Source organism: Elusimicrobiaceae bacterium (genome assembly GCA_017528825.1).
Lineage (GTDB): Bacteria > Elusimicrobiota > Elusimicrobia > Elusimicrobiales > Elusimicrobiaceae > Avelusimicrobium.
The window spans coordinates 84,927-104,569 of record JAFXOI010000041.1 but is presented as its reverse complement, the minus strand read 5'-3'; the positions used below and the strand labels follow the sequence as shown (position 1 = coordinate 104,569).

Genomic DNA, 19,643 nt, shown 5'->3' with positions numbered 1-19,643 from the left:
TGAAACCCGCCTCAAGATAAGGTTTCCCTGGTAGATTAACTACCCAGAAGACCCCCGGAAGACTACCGGGTTGATAGGCAGAGTGTGTAAGCACAGTAATGTGTTCAGCTAATCTGTACTAATAGGTCGTGAGGCTTGGCCGTATTCTTTAATCCTAGACTGGTAAGTGTAAACACTTGCGCTTTTCTAAAGTTATTTGATATAATATAAAAAAGGGTTGGAAGTAAGTTGATGACCTGCCTAGTAAGCAGCGAGAAGGATTCCAACCGGTTGCAAAGGAGTTGTTGTTCCCGTCCGATGATAACTTCTTTGTAAACAGATTTGATCTTTTAACCAAAAAGGCTTTAATGAGACTGATATTATTTCCGATAAGGCAACACCCGTTCCCATTCCGAACACGGCAGTTAAGCTTATCAGGGTCGATGGTATTGGCACCCAATTCGGTGCTGAGAGAGTAGATCGATGTCGGTCTCATTAAAGCCTTTTCCATTTTATAACGACTGATGCAATTTTTAGTCAGCACGCACGAGGGGTGGTACATAAAGATACCACCCCTCGTTTGCGTGTTACTGATAAACAATTTTCCAAAACCTGTTTATTTGGCGGTCTCTTGCCCTTGACGTGACTCCGCCACGCCTATACGGGCAACTAATCCCGCCAACTAAAAGCGGTTTTGAAAAATCATATAATCTTCTACTATACCGCTTATAGATGAACGGCAGAAATTATGTTACGAATTTATAGTTGCTTTGTGTGCTTCTTTTGTTGTCACCCCGCAGAGTTTTTGTGCGGGGTATAGCGTAACAACATTATACCCCGCATTACGACATTGCGGGATGACGAGCAGAGAAAAATTTGAAAATCATAAGAGTGCTCCACTATACCGTGCATGGATGGATAATATAAAAAAGCATTTTCTCGACGAGAAATTGTAAAAAATATATTTTCTGACAAAACATCAAGGCCTTTTTAAAGCATTTTTATCGACGAGAAAAAAATGCTTGCATTTCGCGCAAATATATTGATAAAATGTAACAGTTAGTTTGAACCACAAACGTTCGTTTGGGGTTCTGTGTCATATTAAAATCAAAAAATTATAAAGGAGAGCAACTAAATGTCCTTAACGAAGGTAATGAAAAAAATACTTTCCGTTACAGTGATTTGTGCGTTCATGATGCAGCAAACCGGTTTTGTGTTTGCCGCGACGGACGTATCCGACTGGGATGATTTGAGAACATATATTCAAACCATCACCCCCGGAAAAAGTTACAATGTAACGACAGCATTAGATGCGGATAGCACAATTGCTGTTAATTATAATGGGAATATCATCACAGGTTATTCCTTGAATCAGACTACTTCCAACCCGCTGTTTAATATCGGCGGTGGTGTAACTGAATTTACCGTAGCTAACACGTTGTCAGGTAGCGTCGTCAACGCCGGTACCATGACTTATACGGGAAGCAGCTTATCTAACGGTACAATAACAGGAGGCGGTAATTTTGTTTTTGGCGGTACCACTACTACTAATGCCAATGCTATTACCCAAAACACTGTTTCCAATAGTGCTACTTTGACCAACAATGCTCTTATTACTGCCACTACGATTACCAACGAAGGGACATTAACTTCTACTGCCAATAACTTAAACGGTGCAGTTACTAACAATAGCCAACTGAACTTAGCCGGCGGTACGGTGCGAAACACCATTACCGGTGGCACCAACAGTAATACCACCATCACGGCGAACTTAACCAACGGCTATGCTATTACCCAAGGAACTGTAACCGTTAACAGCGGCGTTACCCTTGATAACAGCGCCGACATTACAGCCGCTATTACCAATGCAGGTACAATCAATTCTGTTGCTGAAAACTTAGTTGGTGACATAGCCAATAACGGCGCGCTTAATTTAGCCGGCGGTACTCTCCAAGGCGATATCACCGGTACCGGTGATACCACCATTACGGCGGACTTAAACAACCTGTATGATATTACACAAGATAGCCTAACCATCACCAACAATGCTACCATGGATAACTTTGGTTTGCTCGCGGCGGCTACCACAGTAGATGCCGGATCTTCCTTAGTGACCGATCCGGACAACTTGGACGGAGCCGTGGACAATGCCGGTACTGTTAGATTAAGTCAAGCCGGTACTTTGGATGTAGCCATCACCGGCAATAATGGTTTAACCCAAGTGGTTGCCCCCGGAGAAGTAGTAGTAGATGCAACGAATGGTTTGATTTCTCAAGACACCATTCAAGTCAATTCCAATTCTACCCTTACCGCCAATGCCAACACTTTATCCACCGTTACTGAAATCTTTAACGAAGGTACATTGAACTTAACCGGCGGTATCAACTCTAACGAAGTGAACGGCACCGGTGCTACCGTATTCTCTAACACCGTAACCAACAATGCCGACATTACCCAAACCTCTATCTTAAATAAAGCAGGTGGCACATTAACCAACAACGGTTTCTTGCTCGCTGCCATTACCAACGAGGACACTGCTAAGTTGTACACCGACCCTGATAACTTGGGCGGTGATGTAGCCAACGCAGGACAATTAATTTTAAATGAAAAAGGCACTTTATCTGTTAATGTAACGGGTGCAGGTGTCACAGATATTGAAAAAGATTTAACCAACAACGGTTCTATCAATCAAAAAAATATTAATGTAGCTAACGGTGCAGTGGTAACCACCAACGCCGATGACTTCAAAGCTACAGATACCACAGATGGTATCGTCAATGCCGGAACCATTAATTACACCGGCGGGACCAATACCAGCAAAGTTACTGGTGACGGCCGCGTAGATATGACCGGCTATGTAACCAACGCCGCAGGTGCCATCATTGAACAAGGCACCGTAACCAACAGCGGTGTATTTACGAACGAAGGTGCTGTAATTGCCGACAACTTTAAAAATACCAATGAAATTGCCGGCGCAGGTACTATAACAACAAGCGGTACCGGTATTTCTTCCAACAGCGGCACCATTGCTCAAAAAACTTTAATCAACAATGGTACTTTTGACAACACCGGTCATATTACCTTGACCAATGTGTTGACCAACAATGGTACCTTTAATACCAATGCAGATTTGATTGCTGCTACAAATGGTATTGCTAACACCGCAGGTGACTTCAACATTACCGGCGGTACCTTAGCCGCTACCAATGCTATTACCGGCGACGGTACTACCAACTTTACCGGTGATGCTACAAACAATGCCACTATTGCCCAAACTACAGTAACCAACAGTGCTAACTTAACCAACAACGCTGCGATTACTGCAACTGATGTAGTCAACAGTGGTACTTTAACCTCTGCGGCAGACTTGATTACCATTACCAATAATGGTCAGATTACCAACACCGGTACTTATAATATTACCGATGGTGATAATGCTAATGTTATTTACGGAACCGGTACCACCAATATTTTAGGTGATGTTGAAAACACAGGCAATGGTTCTATTCAACAAAATTATTTGAATATTGCCACTTCCGGTTCGTTAACTACCTCTTCTAGCAATGTAATCGCTGCGATTGACAACGCCGGTACATTAACTTTCAACGCCGGTACGGCTAATCAAAATGTTATCACCGGTACCGGTAAATTGGAAATCACCGGCGACAGTGATATTATCAATACTAACACGATTACCCAAGGCGCTATTGAAATTAGCGGAAACGGTAAATTAGCCAGCAAGGCTGATTTACTGGCCACCACCTCGGGTATTACCAATAATGTGGCAGAAGGTTTAACCTTCACCGCGGGCACCAATACCAATGCCATTACCGGCGGCGGTACGACCGTAATCGACGGTACGGTGGCCAACGAAGCCAACATTGGTCAAGATGTGAGCATTAGCGGTGCAGGTACTTTAACCTCTAATGCAGACTTAATGGGTGGGGCGATTGCCAACGCCGGTATCTATAATGTCACCGGTGGAACCAACAATAGCGTAATCTCCAATGCATTGGGTACCACCAACTTTACGGGTGATGCTACCAACGAAGCCGCTATTACCCAATATGCTGTAACCAACAGCGCCAATTTAACCAACAATGCTTTGATTACTGCGGCTATTAACAATACAGGCACCTTAACTTCTTTGGGTGGCAACATTAACGGTGCTTTAGCCAACAGTGGTACTTATAATATTACAAACGGCGATAACGGTATTGCCATTACCGGTACCGGTACGACGAATATCTTGGGTACTACTTCCAACAGCGGTACCATTACACAAGACAAAGTCGTCGTGGGCAATGCTGGCAATTTCACTACCTCTGCCAACACGGTAACCGCGGCGATTGAAAACCAAGGTACCATGACCTGGAACGGCGGTACATCCAATAATAACGCCGTAACCGGAGATGGTAAATTAAATATCACCGGCGGTACGATTGCCAACAATGCGGCGATTAGCCAAAGCAATATTACCATTACAGCAGGTGCCTTATCTTCCAATGCAGATTTGCTAGCCTCTGCTAATGGTATTACCAACAATGTGGCCAGCGGTTTAACCTTAACCGGCGGTACCAACACCAACGCCATTGGCGGAACGGGTTCTATGACCATCGGCGGTGATGTGAGCAACCAATCTACCATTGAGCAAGCTACCATTACCGTAAACGGCGGTAAATTGACCACCGCGGCCGATGCCTTGACCACTACCGGCGGCATTACATTGACCGCCACGACCGATGCTATTTCCTTCACCAGCGGGGATAACTCAAATGCAATCTCCGGTGCTGGTATGGTGTATATTGACGGTACCGTACAAAACATGGCCGATATTGAAAGCGAAATTACCGTCAATACCGGTGCCCACTATGGTACAGCCACAGATGTGCTTGCCAAATTGGACAACCGCGGTACCACAGACTTAGTTGATGCTGATATCGTCAAAGACGGTTCTCACAACGGTAAAATTTCCGGTACGGGTACCTTAAACATCTTGGGCGATACCGAAGTACAAGCTGGTGCTTCTATTGAACAAAGCCTCGTTAACATTGCCTCCAATGCTTCTTTAACCAGCAATAGCGAAAGCATCAGCGCGGCCGTTGCCAACGACGGAGATTTAATCTGGAACGGCGGTGAAGCAAACGGTAACGTTATTACCGGAACCGGTTCTTTAACCATTAACAATTCCGGTAAAACAATTACCAACAGCGCTTCTATCAGCCAAGACAATATTACCATTACGAACGGTACTTTAAAGACGAATGCTGACTTACTGACCTCTGCCAATGGTATTACCAACAATGTAGGTAGTAGTACGACTAGCGGTTTAGAATTAACCGGCGGTACGAACACCAACGCGATTAGCGGTACAGGCATTGTAACTGTCAGCGGAGAAGTAATCAATAAAGCTATCATTGACCAAGACGGTGGCTTAAAGGTAACCGCCAATGGTGACTTTACCAACGACGGTGCTCATATCTTGGCCGATGTTACCAACAGCGGTGTATTTACCAATAATGCCGGTTTAATTACCGGTGATGTAACCAACGTTGCGAATGCATCTTTCATTACAGATGGAACCGGCGTAGATGGTGATATTACCAACAACGGTGATTATTACATTACCGATGGTGATAACGACAACAAAATTACCGGTACAGGTAACTTGTATATCCAAGGTTCTACGACCAATACGGAAGTAGTGACTCAGGAAAAAATGACGATTGCCAACGGTGCTACCTTTGTGGCAACCGATATGGATGACGTCACCTTGAACACTGCCATCGATAACGCAGGTGTCTTGGAAATGCAATCCGGTACCAACACCAATAAGATTCAAGGCACCACCGGTACCTTGAATGTAACCGGAGATGTAACACACGCTCATGCTACCGGCAAAACCATTAACCAAGATACCATTAACATTGCCACTTTAGGTGAGTTCACCATTGAAGACATTGATGATGTGACAACTGTGAACGGTATTGCCAGCACCGGCAAATTGATCTTGCAAGGTGAAGGCATCAACCTCAACGATATTAGTGGTACAGGTAATATACAGGTAGATGCGGCAGGTGTCATTACCAACCAAGGTAATATTGAACAAACCTCCTTGGACAATGACGGGAAGTTCACCTCTGATGCGGACTTGCTCGCCTTTGCCAACGGTATTGATAACTCTAATGAATTGAACTTAACCGGCGGTACCAACGAAAACGTCATTACCAATGCAACCGGTACCACCAACTTTAAAAACGACGTAGTCAACAATGCCGCTATTACGCAAAAAGATGTTGTCAATACAGACGGCACTTTGACTAACAATGCTGATATTACAGCAAAAACCTTCACCAACAAAACCGGTACCGTAAATAACGAAGCCGTTATTTCCGCCACCGATGGTATTACCAATGAAGTCGGCGGTACCCTTAACTCTACTGCCGATAACTTGGCAGGTACAGTTGCCAACGACGGTACTTTAAACGTAGCCGGTGGTGTGGTGTACGATACGATTACCGGTACGGGTGATATGTATATCAATGGTGATTTGATCAATGATCAAGCCATTACGCAAGACAGTATCACCAACAGTGCCAACTTTGAAAACAGCGGTGCTATTAATGCTACGTTGGTAACCAACAGCGGTGTAATTGACAACAGTGCTACTATTACCGCTACCAACAAGATTGATAACGCCGCAACCGGTACCATTAACTCCCAAGCTGATTATTTGAACGCTGCTGTAAGCAACGCTGGTACAGTCAACTTGGCCGGTGGTACTACTCAAAATACGATTAGCGGTACAGGTGACACGAACGTTACGGCGGACTTAACGCTTGCTCACTTGATTGACCAAACCAACATTACCAACGCCGAAGGTTCCACTATTACCGGTGCAGCCGAAAACTTAGTGGCAACCAACGAAATTAACAATAGCGGTACCTTAGCCTTTAACGCCGCTTCTACCGGAAGCAGCAAGATTAATGGTACGGGTGATGTACAAGTCACTGCCGATACCATCTTAACTGCTCAGAACAATTATGAAGGCGGTACCTTAATTGGTAATGCGGCCGGTTTATTAGTAGCCGGTCAAGAAAATATCGGTACAGGGGATGTCACATTCGCCGACAACGGTTACTTAGCCGTAGGCAATGCAGGCACCTTGACCAGCAACTTACTCGGTGCCACCACCGCCGATGATATTAAAGTCATCAATGCCAACGACTTGACCTTACAAGGTACGATTGACTCCGCTGCTGACTTCCATAAAGAAGGCGCAGGGACGATGACTTTTGCGATGGCTTCCAACACCTACGAGGGTGATACCTATGTAGATGAAGGTAAGTTAATCGGCAACACCGGCAACATTAATAATGTTGTCAACGGCGCGGCCGGTACGATAGTTGAATTTAACGATACCACAGATGCTGATTTGAATGAAATCAACACCTTAGGTAATTTCATACAAAATGGTAGTGCTAAATTGAATGTTCAAAGCAATGCTTTCAGCGCTGCTCAAGCAGATATTATGGCCGGTACGTTTGCCGCGAACCGCGCTTTAACCGCCACCACAATGAATATTAAGAGTGGTGCCAAGTTGCAAGGTAACGGTAACATTACCGGTACCGTCAATGTAGAATCCGGTGCTACAATCGCTCCGGGCAACAGCATTGACACCTTGACCATCACCGGTGACTTGAACTTAGCCAACGGTAGCACCACGGCTATTGAAATTAACGAAACTCCGGCCAGCGATAAATTAGTTGTAACCGGAAACACCAATATCAATAGCGGTGCCAACTTGACCGTTTCCAACGAAAATGGACGTTACTTTGAATGGAAACGCTTTGACATTATTGAATCCGGTGCGGTATCCGGTGAATTTACCTATGACGGTACGATCACCGATTACGATGCCAGCCGTATCGATGTAGAAGTAGATTACAGCGATCCGACCAAAGTAGCCTTAGTTGCTAAACGTAAAGCAACTGACTATGAACACGGTAGCGTTCCGGCTGCGGCAGACTTGTCCCGCAACCAAAAAGAAGCAGCGACTGCAATGGATAGAGTATCTACCGGATTCGGTGGCGATATTACCAACGCCTTATTACAATTAGAAGAATTGGGCGGCTTGAACCCGCAGAACGTAACATTAATTAATCCGGGTTCTACCTTGAAGTCTGCTTTGAATGACATCCATGGTGTCTTGTATGCGAACGGTGCTTTGACGACCTTGTTCAATGCCAAGACTGCCCATGTGTATGACAGAATTGCTAAACGCAATCCGTCTGCTGGCAATTGCCCCACCTGCCATGACAATGTGTGGGTAGAGTATTACAATCAACACGATAAAGTGTACGCTGATGAAAATTCACCGCGCTTTACCAACGATATGTCCGGTGTCTTAGTAGGCTACGACCGCTCCTCTGAAGATGTGCTGCTCGGTGTATACACCGGCTTTGGCAAGAATGACTTGCGCCAACACGGCGGCAACTTAGACGTCGAAGATACCACCTTGGGTGTGTATGCCGGTTGGAGACCCGGAGACTGGGTATTCAAAGGAACCTTGTCCGGCGGCTATCAATCTTATGAAGGCGACAGATCTATTGCTTTCATGGGCCGCACCGCTCACGCACACTACAAAGGCTGGAACTTGGCCTTAGACTTGGAAGGTTCTTATAACTGGGCCGTCACGGATTGGGTGAATATTAAGCCGTTCGTGGGTGTGTTGAATAGCTATGCTTATCAACAATCCTTCACCGAAACCGGTGCTGATTCCTTGAACTTGCATGTAGAAAGCAAAAACCAATTCAACTCGCAAGCTCGCTTAGGTGTCAAGTTTGACGGTAAAGTGAAGAACAGACTGGGTTGGTACACCTCTGTGGCTGTCAAACAGTTCATCGGTAATGACTATGCTAAGTTGCATATGTCTCTGGATTTGCCGGGTACCCGCATGGACATCATCAGTGCTGAACTGGGAAGAACCTATTTCAGCGGCCAAGTGGGCTTGAACTACGCACTCAACAACAATTGGAGCCTGTTCGGTAACGTGGACTTGGGCCTCAACAACAAATCCACCAACTGCTACGGCAACTTGGGTGTAGCGTATACCTGGTAAGGCAGGAGAGAAGCGCATGAAAAAACTTTTTGTACTGTTAAGCTCCGTTCTTGTGGCAGGCTGTTTTGTCTGCCACAGAGGAGCGGACAAAGAAGTTGAAAAAGAAGCTCCGAAGATTGTAGAGCAACAGGTGGCAGTAGAAGAAGAAGATATTATTACGCGCCATTCTTTCCCAGAGCTGGCTAACTTTGAATTTGATAGCAAAGTAGCCCAAGCGGATATGGACAAAATGGCAGACTTGGATCAAGACATTAAAGCCCACCCCGAAGCCGTGATTTTGGTGGAAGGCCATACGGACAATGTCGGATCCGAAGAATATAATAAAAATTTATCTTTGGAACGAGCACATGCTGTGGCGGCTGTAATCGAACAACAAGGCTATCCGAACCAAATTCGTGTTTATGGTGCCGGATATAGTGCTCCGATTGCCACCAACGAGACGGAAGAAGGCCGTGCCAAAAACCGTCGCGTAGATGTGCTACTCGTGAAAGAAGGTAAATAAATCTTACTATTAGGGAAAGGAAAATGAAAAAACTCTTGGTATTGTTAAGTTCCGTGTTGGTGGCAGGATGTTTCGTTTGCCATAAAGGAGTTCAAGAAACTGCAACAGAAAAAGTAGCGGAACCACAGGATCCGGTGATTGTTCGTTATTCTTTTCCTGAAGTAGCCAACTTTGAGTTTGACAGTAAAGTAGCCCAAGTGAATCGAGAAAAGATGGCAGCGCTAGACAAAGATATTAAAGCTCACCCCGAAACTGTCATTTTGATAGAGGGCCATACGGACAATATAGGACCGGAAGAATATAATGACAGATTGTCTGTGGCGCGGGCTCGCTCTATGGAGCAGATTCTTGAGCAACAGCATTACCCCAATACCGTTCGTACGGAGGGGAAAGGGTATCATGAGCCTATTGCCTCTAACGATACCAGAGAAGGCCGTGCTCAAAACCGCCGCGTAGATGTCATACTTATCAAAGATAGCGAAAAATAAGTAGGAAAATAGATTTAAAGACTCCTTAAGTGAAAACTTGAGGAGTCTTTTTAATTTGATGAATATTTGTTGTATAATTACAGAAAATTTTGTTATAATATAAACAGAAGCAGCGGATAAGACACTGCAAAATGATTTGCAAGTTGGCTGCTTTTATTGATAAAATATCAATAGTAGTAATCAGATTTGAACGTCAACCATGATACCTTCGTCGGAGAACGGCGGATGAGGTATCTATGGCTGTCGTTTTCTCGCCTAAAAAATACTTTTCAGACGAGAAATCAGACGGTAAAACAGACGTTTAAAAACAGGCAATAAAATGAACCTGACGAAAGAACAGAAAAAACAAAAGTCGCAAGACTTGTCTACTGAAATCACGAATGGCGGTACCATTTTCTTCACGGCCTATCAAGGCTTGAAGTTTGTGGACATGGCCGATTTAAGAACGAAACTTGCCCCCACCGGAGCTAAATTCCGCGTGGAACGCAACACGATCTTAGACCACGCTATGCGCCAGGCCAAAATTGAAGGAGCCGATGCAAAGCTCTTCCAAGGGCCGACCGCTGTGGCCATTGGCGGCGATGTAGCTGCCGTAGCCAAAGCACTCGTTGATTTTCAAAAGACGCAAGCGGCTTTGAAGCTTAGAGCCTGCTATTCCGACGGCGTATGGTACGATGAGGCACAAGTAAAACAATTAGCTACCATTGGTAGCAAAGAAGAAAACTTGTCCAAATTGGCCGGTGCGTTGTACAACGCAGTTGCCCAATCGGCTCAAGTGCTCCAAGCTCCGATCCGGGATTTTGCCTACGTTATTAAAGCTTTGGAAGATAAGCAAAAATAACGCGTCAGCGTTCGGTTGGCCCTTGGGCCAACTAAACGCGGCATGATCCAAACCCGCCAAAGAGCGGTAGTAGCCCCGAAAGGGATAAAGGTACGGGCTTAACTCGGTTAAGCAGAAGGCCGCTACTCTAGAAATAAAAGGAAAAAATAAAATGGCTAAAATGACCAAAGATGAATTAGTAAATGCAATCGCCGAACTCACCGTTTTGGAATTGTCCGAACTCGTGAAAGCGATTGAAGAAAAATTCGGTGTAAAGGCTGCTGCTCCTGCTGTAGCCGTTGCTGCTGCTCCTGCTGCTGCCGGTGCTGCCGCTGCCGAAGAAAAAGATGAATTCAATGTAATGTTGACTGCTGTAGATGCCGCCAAGAAAATCGGTGTCATTAAAGTAGTGCGCGAAATCACTGGTTTGGGCTTGAAAGAAGCTAAAGACTTAGTGGAAGGCGCCCCCAAAGCAGTAAAAGAAAACGTTGCCAAAGCTGAAGCCGAAGAACTCAAAAAGAAATTGACCGAAGCCGGCGGCACCGTCGAACTCAAATAGTCAACAACCTATTTCCCTAGCCCCTTTTGGGGCTAGGGATTTGCGCTGTAACCCGCTTCTTTTGAAGCCAAGCCAGTGAATTTATTTTTGTACTATGCGTGCACAAAAATAAATTTATTTGGCTGAAACCAAGGCAGGAATAAACGCAATGATACAACAGAAAAATTTTGGCAAGATTTCTTCTAAATTACCGCTTCCCGATTTGCTGGCTATGCAGAAACAATCCTTTGTGGATTTTTTGCAAGAGGACGTCGCTCCTTCCAAACGGGAACTCAAAGGCTTGCAAGCCGCTTTCGAAGATGTTTTCCCCGTGGAAGCTCCCGATGGCAGCATGCGTCTGGAATTTTTGAAATATGAATTAGGCGCTCCGCGCTATGCCACTCCGGCAGAAGCGGCCGTGCGCGACAGCACATACTCCGCTCCGCTCAAAGCGATGTTGCGCTTGTATGTAAAAGGCAAAAACGGCAAAATGAAAGAAGCGTCTGATCAAGACGTCACTTTGTGTGATTTGCCCTTGATGACCGATGCCGGTTGCTTTGTATTTAACGGAGCTGAACGTGTGGTGGTCAGCCAGATGCACCGCTCCCCCGGTATTATTTTCGAAGAAGACGAAGAGAAAAAACAATCTACGCTGGGTAAGAAATTGTATGTAGCACGCATCATACCCTACCGCGGTGCTTGGGTAGAATTTTCCTTCGATTTGATGAACGCCTTGTGGGTACGTATTGACCGCAAGAAAAAAGTGTTGGCTTCTACTTTCTTACGTGCTTGCGGACTGGAAACCAATGCGCAAATTATTCAAACTTTCTACAAATGCGAAGACGTAGCTATTAAACCGTCCGAAATTGACAATGTAATCGGCCGCTACGCCGCTGACGATATTTATGACCCGACTACGGGTGAAGTAATTTGGAACTTGGATGAAAAAGCCACCATCCCCGTGGATGATAAATTGTTCCAAACGTTAGTGGAAAAGAAAGTGAAAACCATTAAGGTCATTGCCGGTAAACCCCGTCAGGAAGATCCCGGTATCTTGGCCACCTTGGAACACCGCAAAGATTCTATTCGCACTGCTGCGGCTGCCCAAGAAGAAATTTATAAGAAAATGCGCGGACAGGATTTCGTAGTCAAAGAACAAGCCGAACATTATTTGGATAATTTAGTATTTGACAATATCCGCCGCTATGACTTGAGCTTTGTGGGCCGCTACAAAATCAACAAAAAATTTGCCCGCATGTTTGAGCAATTAGGCAACTTAAAATTCAAGAAGTTCACCACTCCGTCTGACCGCCGCCGCACCTTGGCGCCGGAAGATGTGATTGTTACCGTTAAATACTTGTTGGCGTTGAACGCCGGCGAAGATGCTCAAAAGATGTATGGCAATGATTTTACTTTCAAAGTAGATGATATTGATCACTTGGGTAACCGCCGTGTGCGCGGTATCGGCGAACTTTTGGAAAACCAAATTCGTATTGGTTTGTCTCAAATGGCCAAAACCGCCCGTGACCGCATGAACCGTGAGCTCACGTCCTTTACGCCGCGTGCTTTGGTCAATGCTCAACCGGTACAAGCCATTGTACGCAAATTCTTTGGTACTTCTCAATTGTCTCAATTCATGGACCAAATTAACCCGTTAGGCGAGCTGACGCACAAACGCCGTCTGTCTGCCTTGGGACCGGGCGGTTTGAATAGAAAACGCGCCGGATTCGAAGTGCGCGACGTACACTATACGCACTACGGTCGTGTCTGTCCGATTGAAACGCCGGAAGGTCCGAACATCGGGTTGATTACCTCTTTAGCTTGTTACTCAAAAGTTAATAAATATGGATTGATTGAAACTCCGTACCGCAAAGTAGAAAACGGAAAAGTGACGGATAAAGTAGAATCGTTAACCGCCGATGCGGAAGACGATAAGCTAGTCGCTCAGGCCAATACGCGCTTAGATAAAAACGGCAAAATTATGGATGAGGCCGTTGCGTGTCGTGTCCGTGCCGATTATCCGTTGGTAGCTCCCAAGAACGTAGATTACATGGATGTATCTCCGTTGCAAGTAATCAGCGTATCTGCTGCTTTGATCCCGTTCTTAGAGCATGATGATGCAAACCGTGCTTTGATGGGTTGTAACATGCAACGTCAGGGTGTACCTTTACTCGTTACGGAAGCTCCGTTTGTGGGCACCGGTATTGAACACGAAGTAGCTCATGACTCCGGTACGGCTGTAATTGCCAAACGCGCCGGTAAAGTACAATTTGCCGACGGTTCTCGCATTGTGGTAGAAGCCAATGACGGTTCTACCGATGTCTATGAACTTTTGAAATATAAACGTTCTAACGCAGATACCTGTATCAATCAGCGCCCGGTCGTTTTTGCCGGTGAGAGCATTAAAAAAGGCCAAGTATTAGCAGATGGCCCGTCTATGGACAACGGTTGTTTGGCTTTGGGCCGCAACATGCTCGTAGGTTTTATGTGCTGGGAAGGGTATAACTACGAAGACGCTATCTTGGTGTCCAGCCGTTTGGTGCGCGATGATGTATTTACTTCTGTTCACTTGCACGAATTTAACGTAGATGCCCGCAATACTAAACTCGGAGCCGAAGAAATCACCCGCGATATTCCCAATATCGGTGCCGATGCCTTGTCTCACTTAGACAATGACGGTATCGTGATGCCGGCTACCGTAGTAGAACCGGGAGATATCTTAGTAGGTAAAGTAACTCCGAAAGGGGAACAACAACTTACTCCGGAAGAGAGATTGTTAAAAGTAATCTTCGGTAAAAAAGCAGATGACGTGGTAGATGCTTCGTTGCGCGTGCCTCCCGGCACCAGCGGCAAAGTAATCGGTACCCGCGTTTTTGTGCGCAAAGAGAAATTGACGAAAGCCGAAGAAAAAGCTCGCTTGAAAGCGTTGGAAACAGAAAGAGACGAGGCTTTACAGTTGTTAGCTGAACAACGTAAACGCGCATTAGATAATGCTAAGGCCTCTATCAAAGGTGCCGACGCCTTAAAGAAAGAAACTTCTCGCTTGAACTCCTTGTATAAACTCTTAGAGAAAAAAGCAGTGGAACACTTCGAGCGCGAAATTGAATTTTCCAAACAAGGCGACGAATTGGCTGTGACCGTGAATAAATCAGTCAAAGTCTACATCGCTTCTAAACGTAAATTACATGTGGGTGATAAGATGTCCGGCCGCCACGGAAACAAAGGGGTGGTCGCCCGCATCTTGCCGGAAGAAGATATGCCTTACCTGCCGGACGGCACGCCGCTTGATGTAGTGCTGTCGCCGCTGGGTATTCCTTCTCGTATGAACGTCGGCCAGTTGTTAGAAACCATGCTCGGTTGGGCAGCCAAACATTTGAACTATAATGCAGCTACCCCGGTCTTTGACGGTCCGACGGAAGCTGAAGTAGTAGAACAGGTAAGACTGGCCAAAGAAAAAATCTTGGACGATAAAGGTTTGAAAGGTAAAGAACGGGAAGAGTATGCCAAGAAATACTTGCCCGATGATTATTGCCGGATTACCTTGTATGACGGCCGCACCGGTCTTCCGTTTGAAGAAAAAGTGACGATTGGTTACATGTATATGCTCAAACTGATTCACTTGGTGGAAGACAAAGTACATGCCCGTTCTACAGGTCCGTACAGCTTAATTACCCGCCAGCCGTTGGGTGGTAAAGCACAATTCGGTGGTCAGCGCTTCGGGGAAATGGAAGTGTGGGCTATCGAAGGTTACGGAGCTACGTATACCTTGCAAGAATTCTTAACCGTGAAGTCCGACGACTTTGCCGGCCGCACCAAAATGTACGAATCCATCGTCAAGGGTGATGCCCCTGCACAACCCGGAGTGCCGGAATCCTTCAAAGTATTAATTAAGGAATTACAGGCCTTGGGACTCAGTGTAGACTTGCTTAAAAAGATGAAAAATAACGCAGCCAAACTGCCTGCCGCAGAACCGGAAACGGAAGAAGCCGCAAAATAAGCGTTCGGAGAATTGAACATGCAAACGACGACGAAAAAGATCAAAAAACTTGGAGAATTAAACTTCTTTGATTTTGATGCGATTAAATTAGGGATTGCCAGCCCGGAACAAATCATGAGCTGGTCTTATGGGGAAGTGAAAAAACCCGAAACTATCAATTACCGTACGCTCAAACCAGAGCGAGATGGTCTGTTCTGCGAACGTATTTTCGGGCCTACCAAAGACTACGAATGTGCCTGCGGTAAGTATCGCTGGATTAAATTCAAAGGTATTACCTGCGATCGCTGCGGTGTAGAAATTACCGAAGCCAAAGTGCGCCGCGAACGCATGGGCCATATTGAACTGGCTGTGCCGGTAGCGCATGTGTGGTTCTTGCGCAAAAATCCGAGCCGTATCGGTATTTTACTCGATATGCGTACGACGGATTTGGAACGCGTGGTCTATTATGCTTCTTATGTAGTCATTGAAGACTGCGTAGACAGCGTAACCGGCCGTACGGATTTTAAGAAAGGTACTTTACTCAATGATGCACAAGTGCGCGAAGCTCGTAAAAAACACGGCAGCCGCCTTAAAGTAGATATCGGTGCACCTGCCATTCGTACCTTACTGGAAGGAATTGATTTTGATAAAGAAATTCCGGCTTTGCACGAACAATTAAAGAATACGCAAAGTGAAATGGAACGCAGCAAACTCATCCGCCGCGTCAAAACAATGGAAGAGTTCAAAGAAAGCGGTAACCGCCCGGAATGGATGATTTTGAACGTCCTGCCGGTCATTCCGCCGGATTTGCGCCCGTTAGTACCGCTCGACGGTGGTCGCTTTGCCGCGTCTGATTTGAACGATTTGTATCGCCGCATTATCAACCGCAACAACCGCTTGAAACACATTGAATCTTTGCGCGCTCCGGAAGTAATGATTTTCAATGAAAAACGCTTACTGCAGGAAGCCGTAGATGCCTTGATTGAAAACGGTGCTCGCGGTAAAGTATTTATTGGTCCGGGTGGAAGACCGTTAAAATCTTTGTCTGACAGCATTAAAGGAAAACACGGTCGTTTCCGTCAGAACTTGCTCGGTAAACGTGTGGACTATTCCGGTCGTTCCGTAATCGTCGTAGGGCCGAGCCTCAAAATTCACCAGTGCGGTCTGCCGAAACTCATGGCTTTGGAACTATTCAAACCCTTCATTATCGGCGAACTGATGAAAAAAGAAGGCGTGACGTTGAAATCCGCCAAGGAAATGTTAGAGCGTGTCCGTCCGGAAATTTGGGATATTTTGGAAAAAGTAACCAAAAACCATCCGGTCTTGTTAAACCGCGCTCCGACATTGCACCGCTTAGGTATTCAGGCTTTTGAACCGGTACTTATTGAAGGTAAAGCCATTCAATTGCACCCGTTAACTTGTGCCGCTTTCAACGCTGACTTCGACGGTGACCAGATGGCTGTACACGTACCGCTCTCTTTGGAAGCGCAAATGGAAGCCCGCACTTTGATGCTCGCGTCCAACAACATTTTGTCTCCCGCTTCCGGTAAACCTATTGCCTCTCCGTCTCACGATATGGTCTTGGGTGTGAACTTTATTACCAAGATTAAAGACGGTGATATCGGTGAAGGTTCCATTTTCGGAAGCAAAGAAGAAGCCTTGGTGGCTTTGGAATATGGCAAACTTTCCTTGCATGCCAAAATTAAAGTGCGCGGCATTAATGCTTTAGCTGAAGAAGGATTAGATCCGAAAGATGCACAAAATGCAGCTAAGTGGAAAGACTATACATCCGTAGGACGCATTATTTTTAACAATATCTTGCCTACCGGTTGGCCGTATGTAAATAAAGCAATCGGTAAGAAAGAATTGGCTGCCTTGGTAGATGAATGTTACAAGAGCAAAAAGTATGGCCGCTATGAAGCCGTACAACTCTTGGACAAAATCATGAAACTCGGCTATGGTTATGCTACGCAGTCTGGATTGTCTATTTCTGTGGCCGACATGACTATTCCGTCTGTCAAACAGAAATATATTGACGATGCCAAAAAGCAAGTCAAATCCATTCAAGCCCAAGCCGAAGCCGGTATTATTACCGAAGGCGAACGTTATAACAAAGTGATCGATATTTGGACCCGCATCACGGATGATGTGGGTGCTGAACTCTTCAAAGAAATGAAGAAATTTGAAGACGGCAAATACGATCCGAAACTTGGCCAACGTTTTAACTCTGTATATTTGATGGCCGATTCCGGTGCTCGCGGTAGCCGCCAACAGGTACGCCAGCTAGCCGGTATGCGCGGTCTGATGGCTAAACCGCAGAAAAAGTTGACCGGTGGTCAGGGCGAAATTATTGAAAGTCCTATTACCGCTAACTTCCGCGAAGGATTGTCCGTGTTAGAGTACTTTATTTCTACGCACGGTGGTCGTAAAGGTTTGTCTGATACCGCTTTGAAAACAGCCGACGCCGGTTACTTAACCCGCCGTTTGGTAGATGTGGCGCATAACGTAGTAATTACGGAAGATGACTGCCATACTCACAACGGTATTGTGGTGAAATCCTTGATGAGCGGCGAAGAAATGGTAGAACCCATTGAAGAACGTATCTTGGGCCGCACTTCACTGGAAAATGTAGTAGTCAAAGTGAAAAAAGCCGATGGTACGGAAGAAGACAAAACCATCATTAAAGAAGGCGACGTCATCACGTTGGAACAAAGCAAACTCGTTAAAAAATATGGAGTTGAGTCCGTACGTATTCGCTCTGTTTTAACTTGTGAAGCCCCGTATGGTGTGTGTGCCAAATGCTATGGTTTATCGTTGGCCACGTCCACAATGAGCAATCCGGGCGACGCAGTGGGTATTATTGCCGCCCAGTCCATTGGTGAACCGGGTACGCAGCTGACGTTGCGTACGTTCCACATCGGTGGTACGGCTTCCCGTGTATTGTCTCGCTCTCAAGCAGTAGCGGAAATTTCCGGTAAAGTCACTTTCAAAGACATGAAAGTAATTACCAATGTGTATGACAACAAAATTTGTTTGTCCCGCAACGGCTCTATCTTTGTAGAGGCCGGAAATGGTACAATAAAAGAATATAAGATTCAGTATGGTGCCACTGTTTATACCAGTGATAAAGCGACTGTAAATAAAGGCGACTTACTGGCCGAATGGGACCCGCACTCTATCCCCGTCTTGGCGGAAGCCAAGGGCGTGGTGAAACTTTCTGACGTTACGGAAGGTATTACCTTGCAGGAAGAGCGCAACAAAGTGACGGGTGTTATTGAACGTAAGATTATTGCCAGCCGTATGGGCAAGAAAAACCCGCGCATTACCATTGAAAGCAAAGCCGGTAAAACCAGCTTGCCGTTACCGATTGATACCATCTTGATGGTAGAAAACGGTGAAGAAGTAGAAGCCGGAGATGTGTTGGCCAAGATCGGCCGTGAATCCGGCGGCACCAAAGATATTACGGGCGGTTTGCCCCGTATTGCGGAGTTGTTTGAGGCCAGACGCCCCAAAAATCCGGCCATTATCTCTGAATTTGAAGGGATTGTGAGCTTGGAAACTTCGCCGAAAGGTTTGATTGAAGTTGTAGTTCGCAATGCGGAAACGAATCAGGAAAAATCCTATAGTATTCCGCAAGGAAAACACTTGGTAGTCTATGAAGGCGACCATGTGGGCGTCGGAGAAGCGCTGACCGACGGAGCCATTGATCCGCACGATGTACTGCGTGTCAAAGGTGAAAAAGAAGCGCAAGAGTTCCTATTAAACGCCATCCAGGAAGTGTACAGACTGCAGGGCGTAACCATCAACGACCGACATATTGAGGTGATTGTACGGCAGATGTTAGGGAACGTAAAAATTCTGGATGAGGGCGATACCCACTTCCTAAAAGGAGAAATTATCAGCCGCGCCAGCTGGTTGCGTGAAAACGCGAAGATGAAAAAAGCCGGCAAACGTTTGGCAGAAGCTGAAATTATCCTGTTAGGTATCAGTAAGGCTTCGTTAGCATCTGAATCATTTATCTCAGCGGCCAGCTTCCAGGAAACAACAAAAGTCCTGACAGACGCCGCTATCACAGGCCAAGTAGATAATTTACAGGGCCTAAAAGAAAACGTAATCGTAGGACATCTGATCCCCGCCGGTACAGGTATTTCGGCCAGACAGATTACCAACGAATTTGAACAAAAACGCAAAGAAAAGAAAGAAACAGGAGAGAAATAGT

The 19,643-nt window shown here is 45.8% G+C and carries 7 protein-coding genes and 2 rRNA genes; all 9 read left to right on the top strand.

Annotation, left to right across the window (positions count from 1 at the left end):
• A 23S ribosomal RNA gene (locus IKN49_07600) occupies nucleotides 1–143 on the top strand; the annotation flags it as partial.
• A 209-nt stretch (nucleotides 144–352) separates the two neighbouring features.
• Nucleotides 353–471 (top strand): 5S ribosomal RNA (gene rrf / locus IKN49_07595).
• A gap of 643 nt (nucleotides 472–1,114) precedes the next feature.
• Entirely contained in the window at nucleotides 1,115–9,100 is a 7,986-nt protein-coding gene (locus IKN49_07590; protein ID MBR3632897.1) for a hypothetical protein, read from the top strand.
• 16 nt (nucleotides 9,101–9,116) lie between these two features.
• On the top strand, nucleotides 9,117–9,602 hold the full coding sequence (locus IKN49_07585) for an OmpA family protein (protein ID MBR3632896.1): 486 nt from the start codon (nucleotides 9,117–9,119) through the stop codon (nucleotides 9,600–9,602).
• 23 nt (nucleotides 9,603–9,625) lie between these two features.
• Nucleotides 9,626–10,090 (top strand): OmpA family protein, encoded by a 465-nt coding sequence (locus IKN49_07580; protein MBR3632895.1) that lies wholly within the window; start codon nucleotides 9,626–9,628, stop codon nucleotides 10,088–10,090.
• 319 nt (nucleotides 10,091–10,409) lie between these two features.
• Nucleotides 10,410–10,931 (top strand): 50S ribosomal protein L10, encoded by a 522-nt coding sequence (locus tag IKN49_07575; protein MBR3632894.1) that lies wholly within the window; start codon nucleotides 10,410–10,412, stop codon nucleotides 10,929–10,931.
• A gap of 151 nt (nucleotides 10,932–11,082) precedes the next feature.
• Entirely contained in the window at nucleotides 11,083–11,469 is a 387-nt protein-coding gene (rplL, locus tag IKN49_07570; protein ID MBR3632893.1) for a 50S ribosomal protein L7/L12, read from the top strand.
• Nucleotides 11,470–11,617: 148 nt separating this feature from the next.
• A complete protein-coding gene (gene rpoB / locus IKN49_07565; protein ID MBR3632892.1) occupies nucleotides 11,618–15,445 on the top strand; it encodes a DNA-directed RNA polymerase subunit beta in 3,828 nt (1,275 codons plus the stop codon).
• 18 nt (nucleotides 15,446–15,463) lie between these two features.
• Nucleotides 15,464–19,642, top strand: coding sequence for a DNA-directed RNA polymerase subunit beta' (gene rpoC, locus IKN49_07560; GenBank protein ID MBR3632891.1), 4,179 nt, complete (start codon nucleotides 15,464–15,466; stop codon nucleotides 19,640–19,642).
• Nucleotide 19,643: the final 1 nt, after the last annotated feature.

What these genes read in the sequence shown, in the direction of transcription:
- IKN49_07590 (MBR3632897.1), top strand. Translation starts at nt 1,115, where the DNA reads ATGTCCTTAACGAAGGTAATGAAAAAAATACTTTCCGTTACAGTGATT.
- IKN49_07585 (MBR3632896.1), top strand. Translation starts at nt 9,117, where the DNA reads ATGAAAAAACTTTTTGTACTGTTAAGCTCCGTTCTTGTGGCAGGCTGT.
- IKN49_07580 (MBR3632895.1), top strand. Translation starts at nt 9,626, where the DNA reads ATGAAAAAACTCTTGGTATTGTTAAGTTCCGTGTTGGTGGCAGGATGT.
- IKN49_07575 (MBR3632894.1), top strand. Translation starts at nt 10,410, where the DNA reads ATGAACCTGACGAAAGAACAGAAAAAACAAAAGTCGCAAGACTTGTCT.
- rplL (MBR3632893.1), top strand. Translation starts at nt 11,083, where the DNA reads ATGGCTAAAATGACCAAAGATGAATTAGTAAATGCAATCGCCGAACTC.
- rpoB (MBR3632892.1), top strand. Translation starts at nt 11,618, where the DNA reads ATGATACAACAGAAAAATTTTGGCAAGATTTCTTCTAAATTACCGCTT.
- rpoC (MBR3632891.1), top strand. Translation starts at nt 15,464, where the DNA reads ATGCAAACGACGACGAAAAAGATCAAAAAACTTGGAGAATTAAACTTC.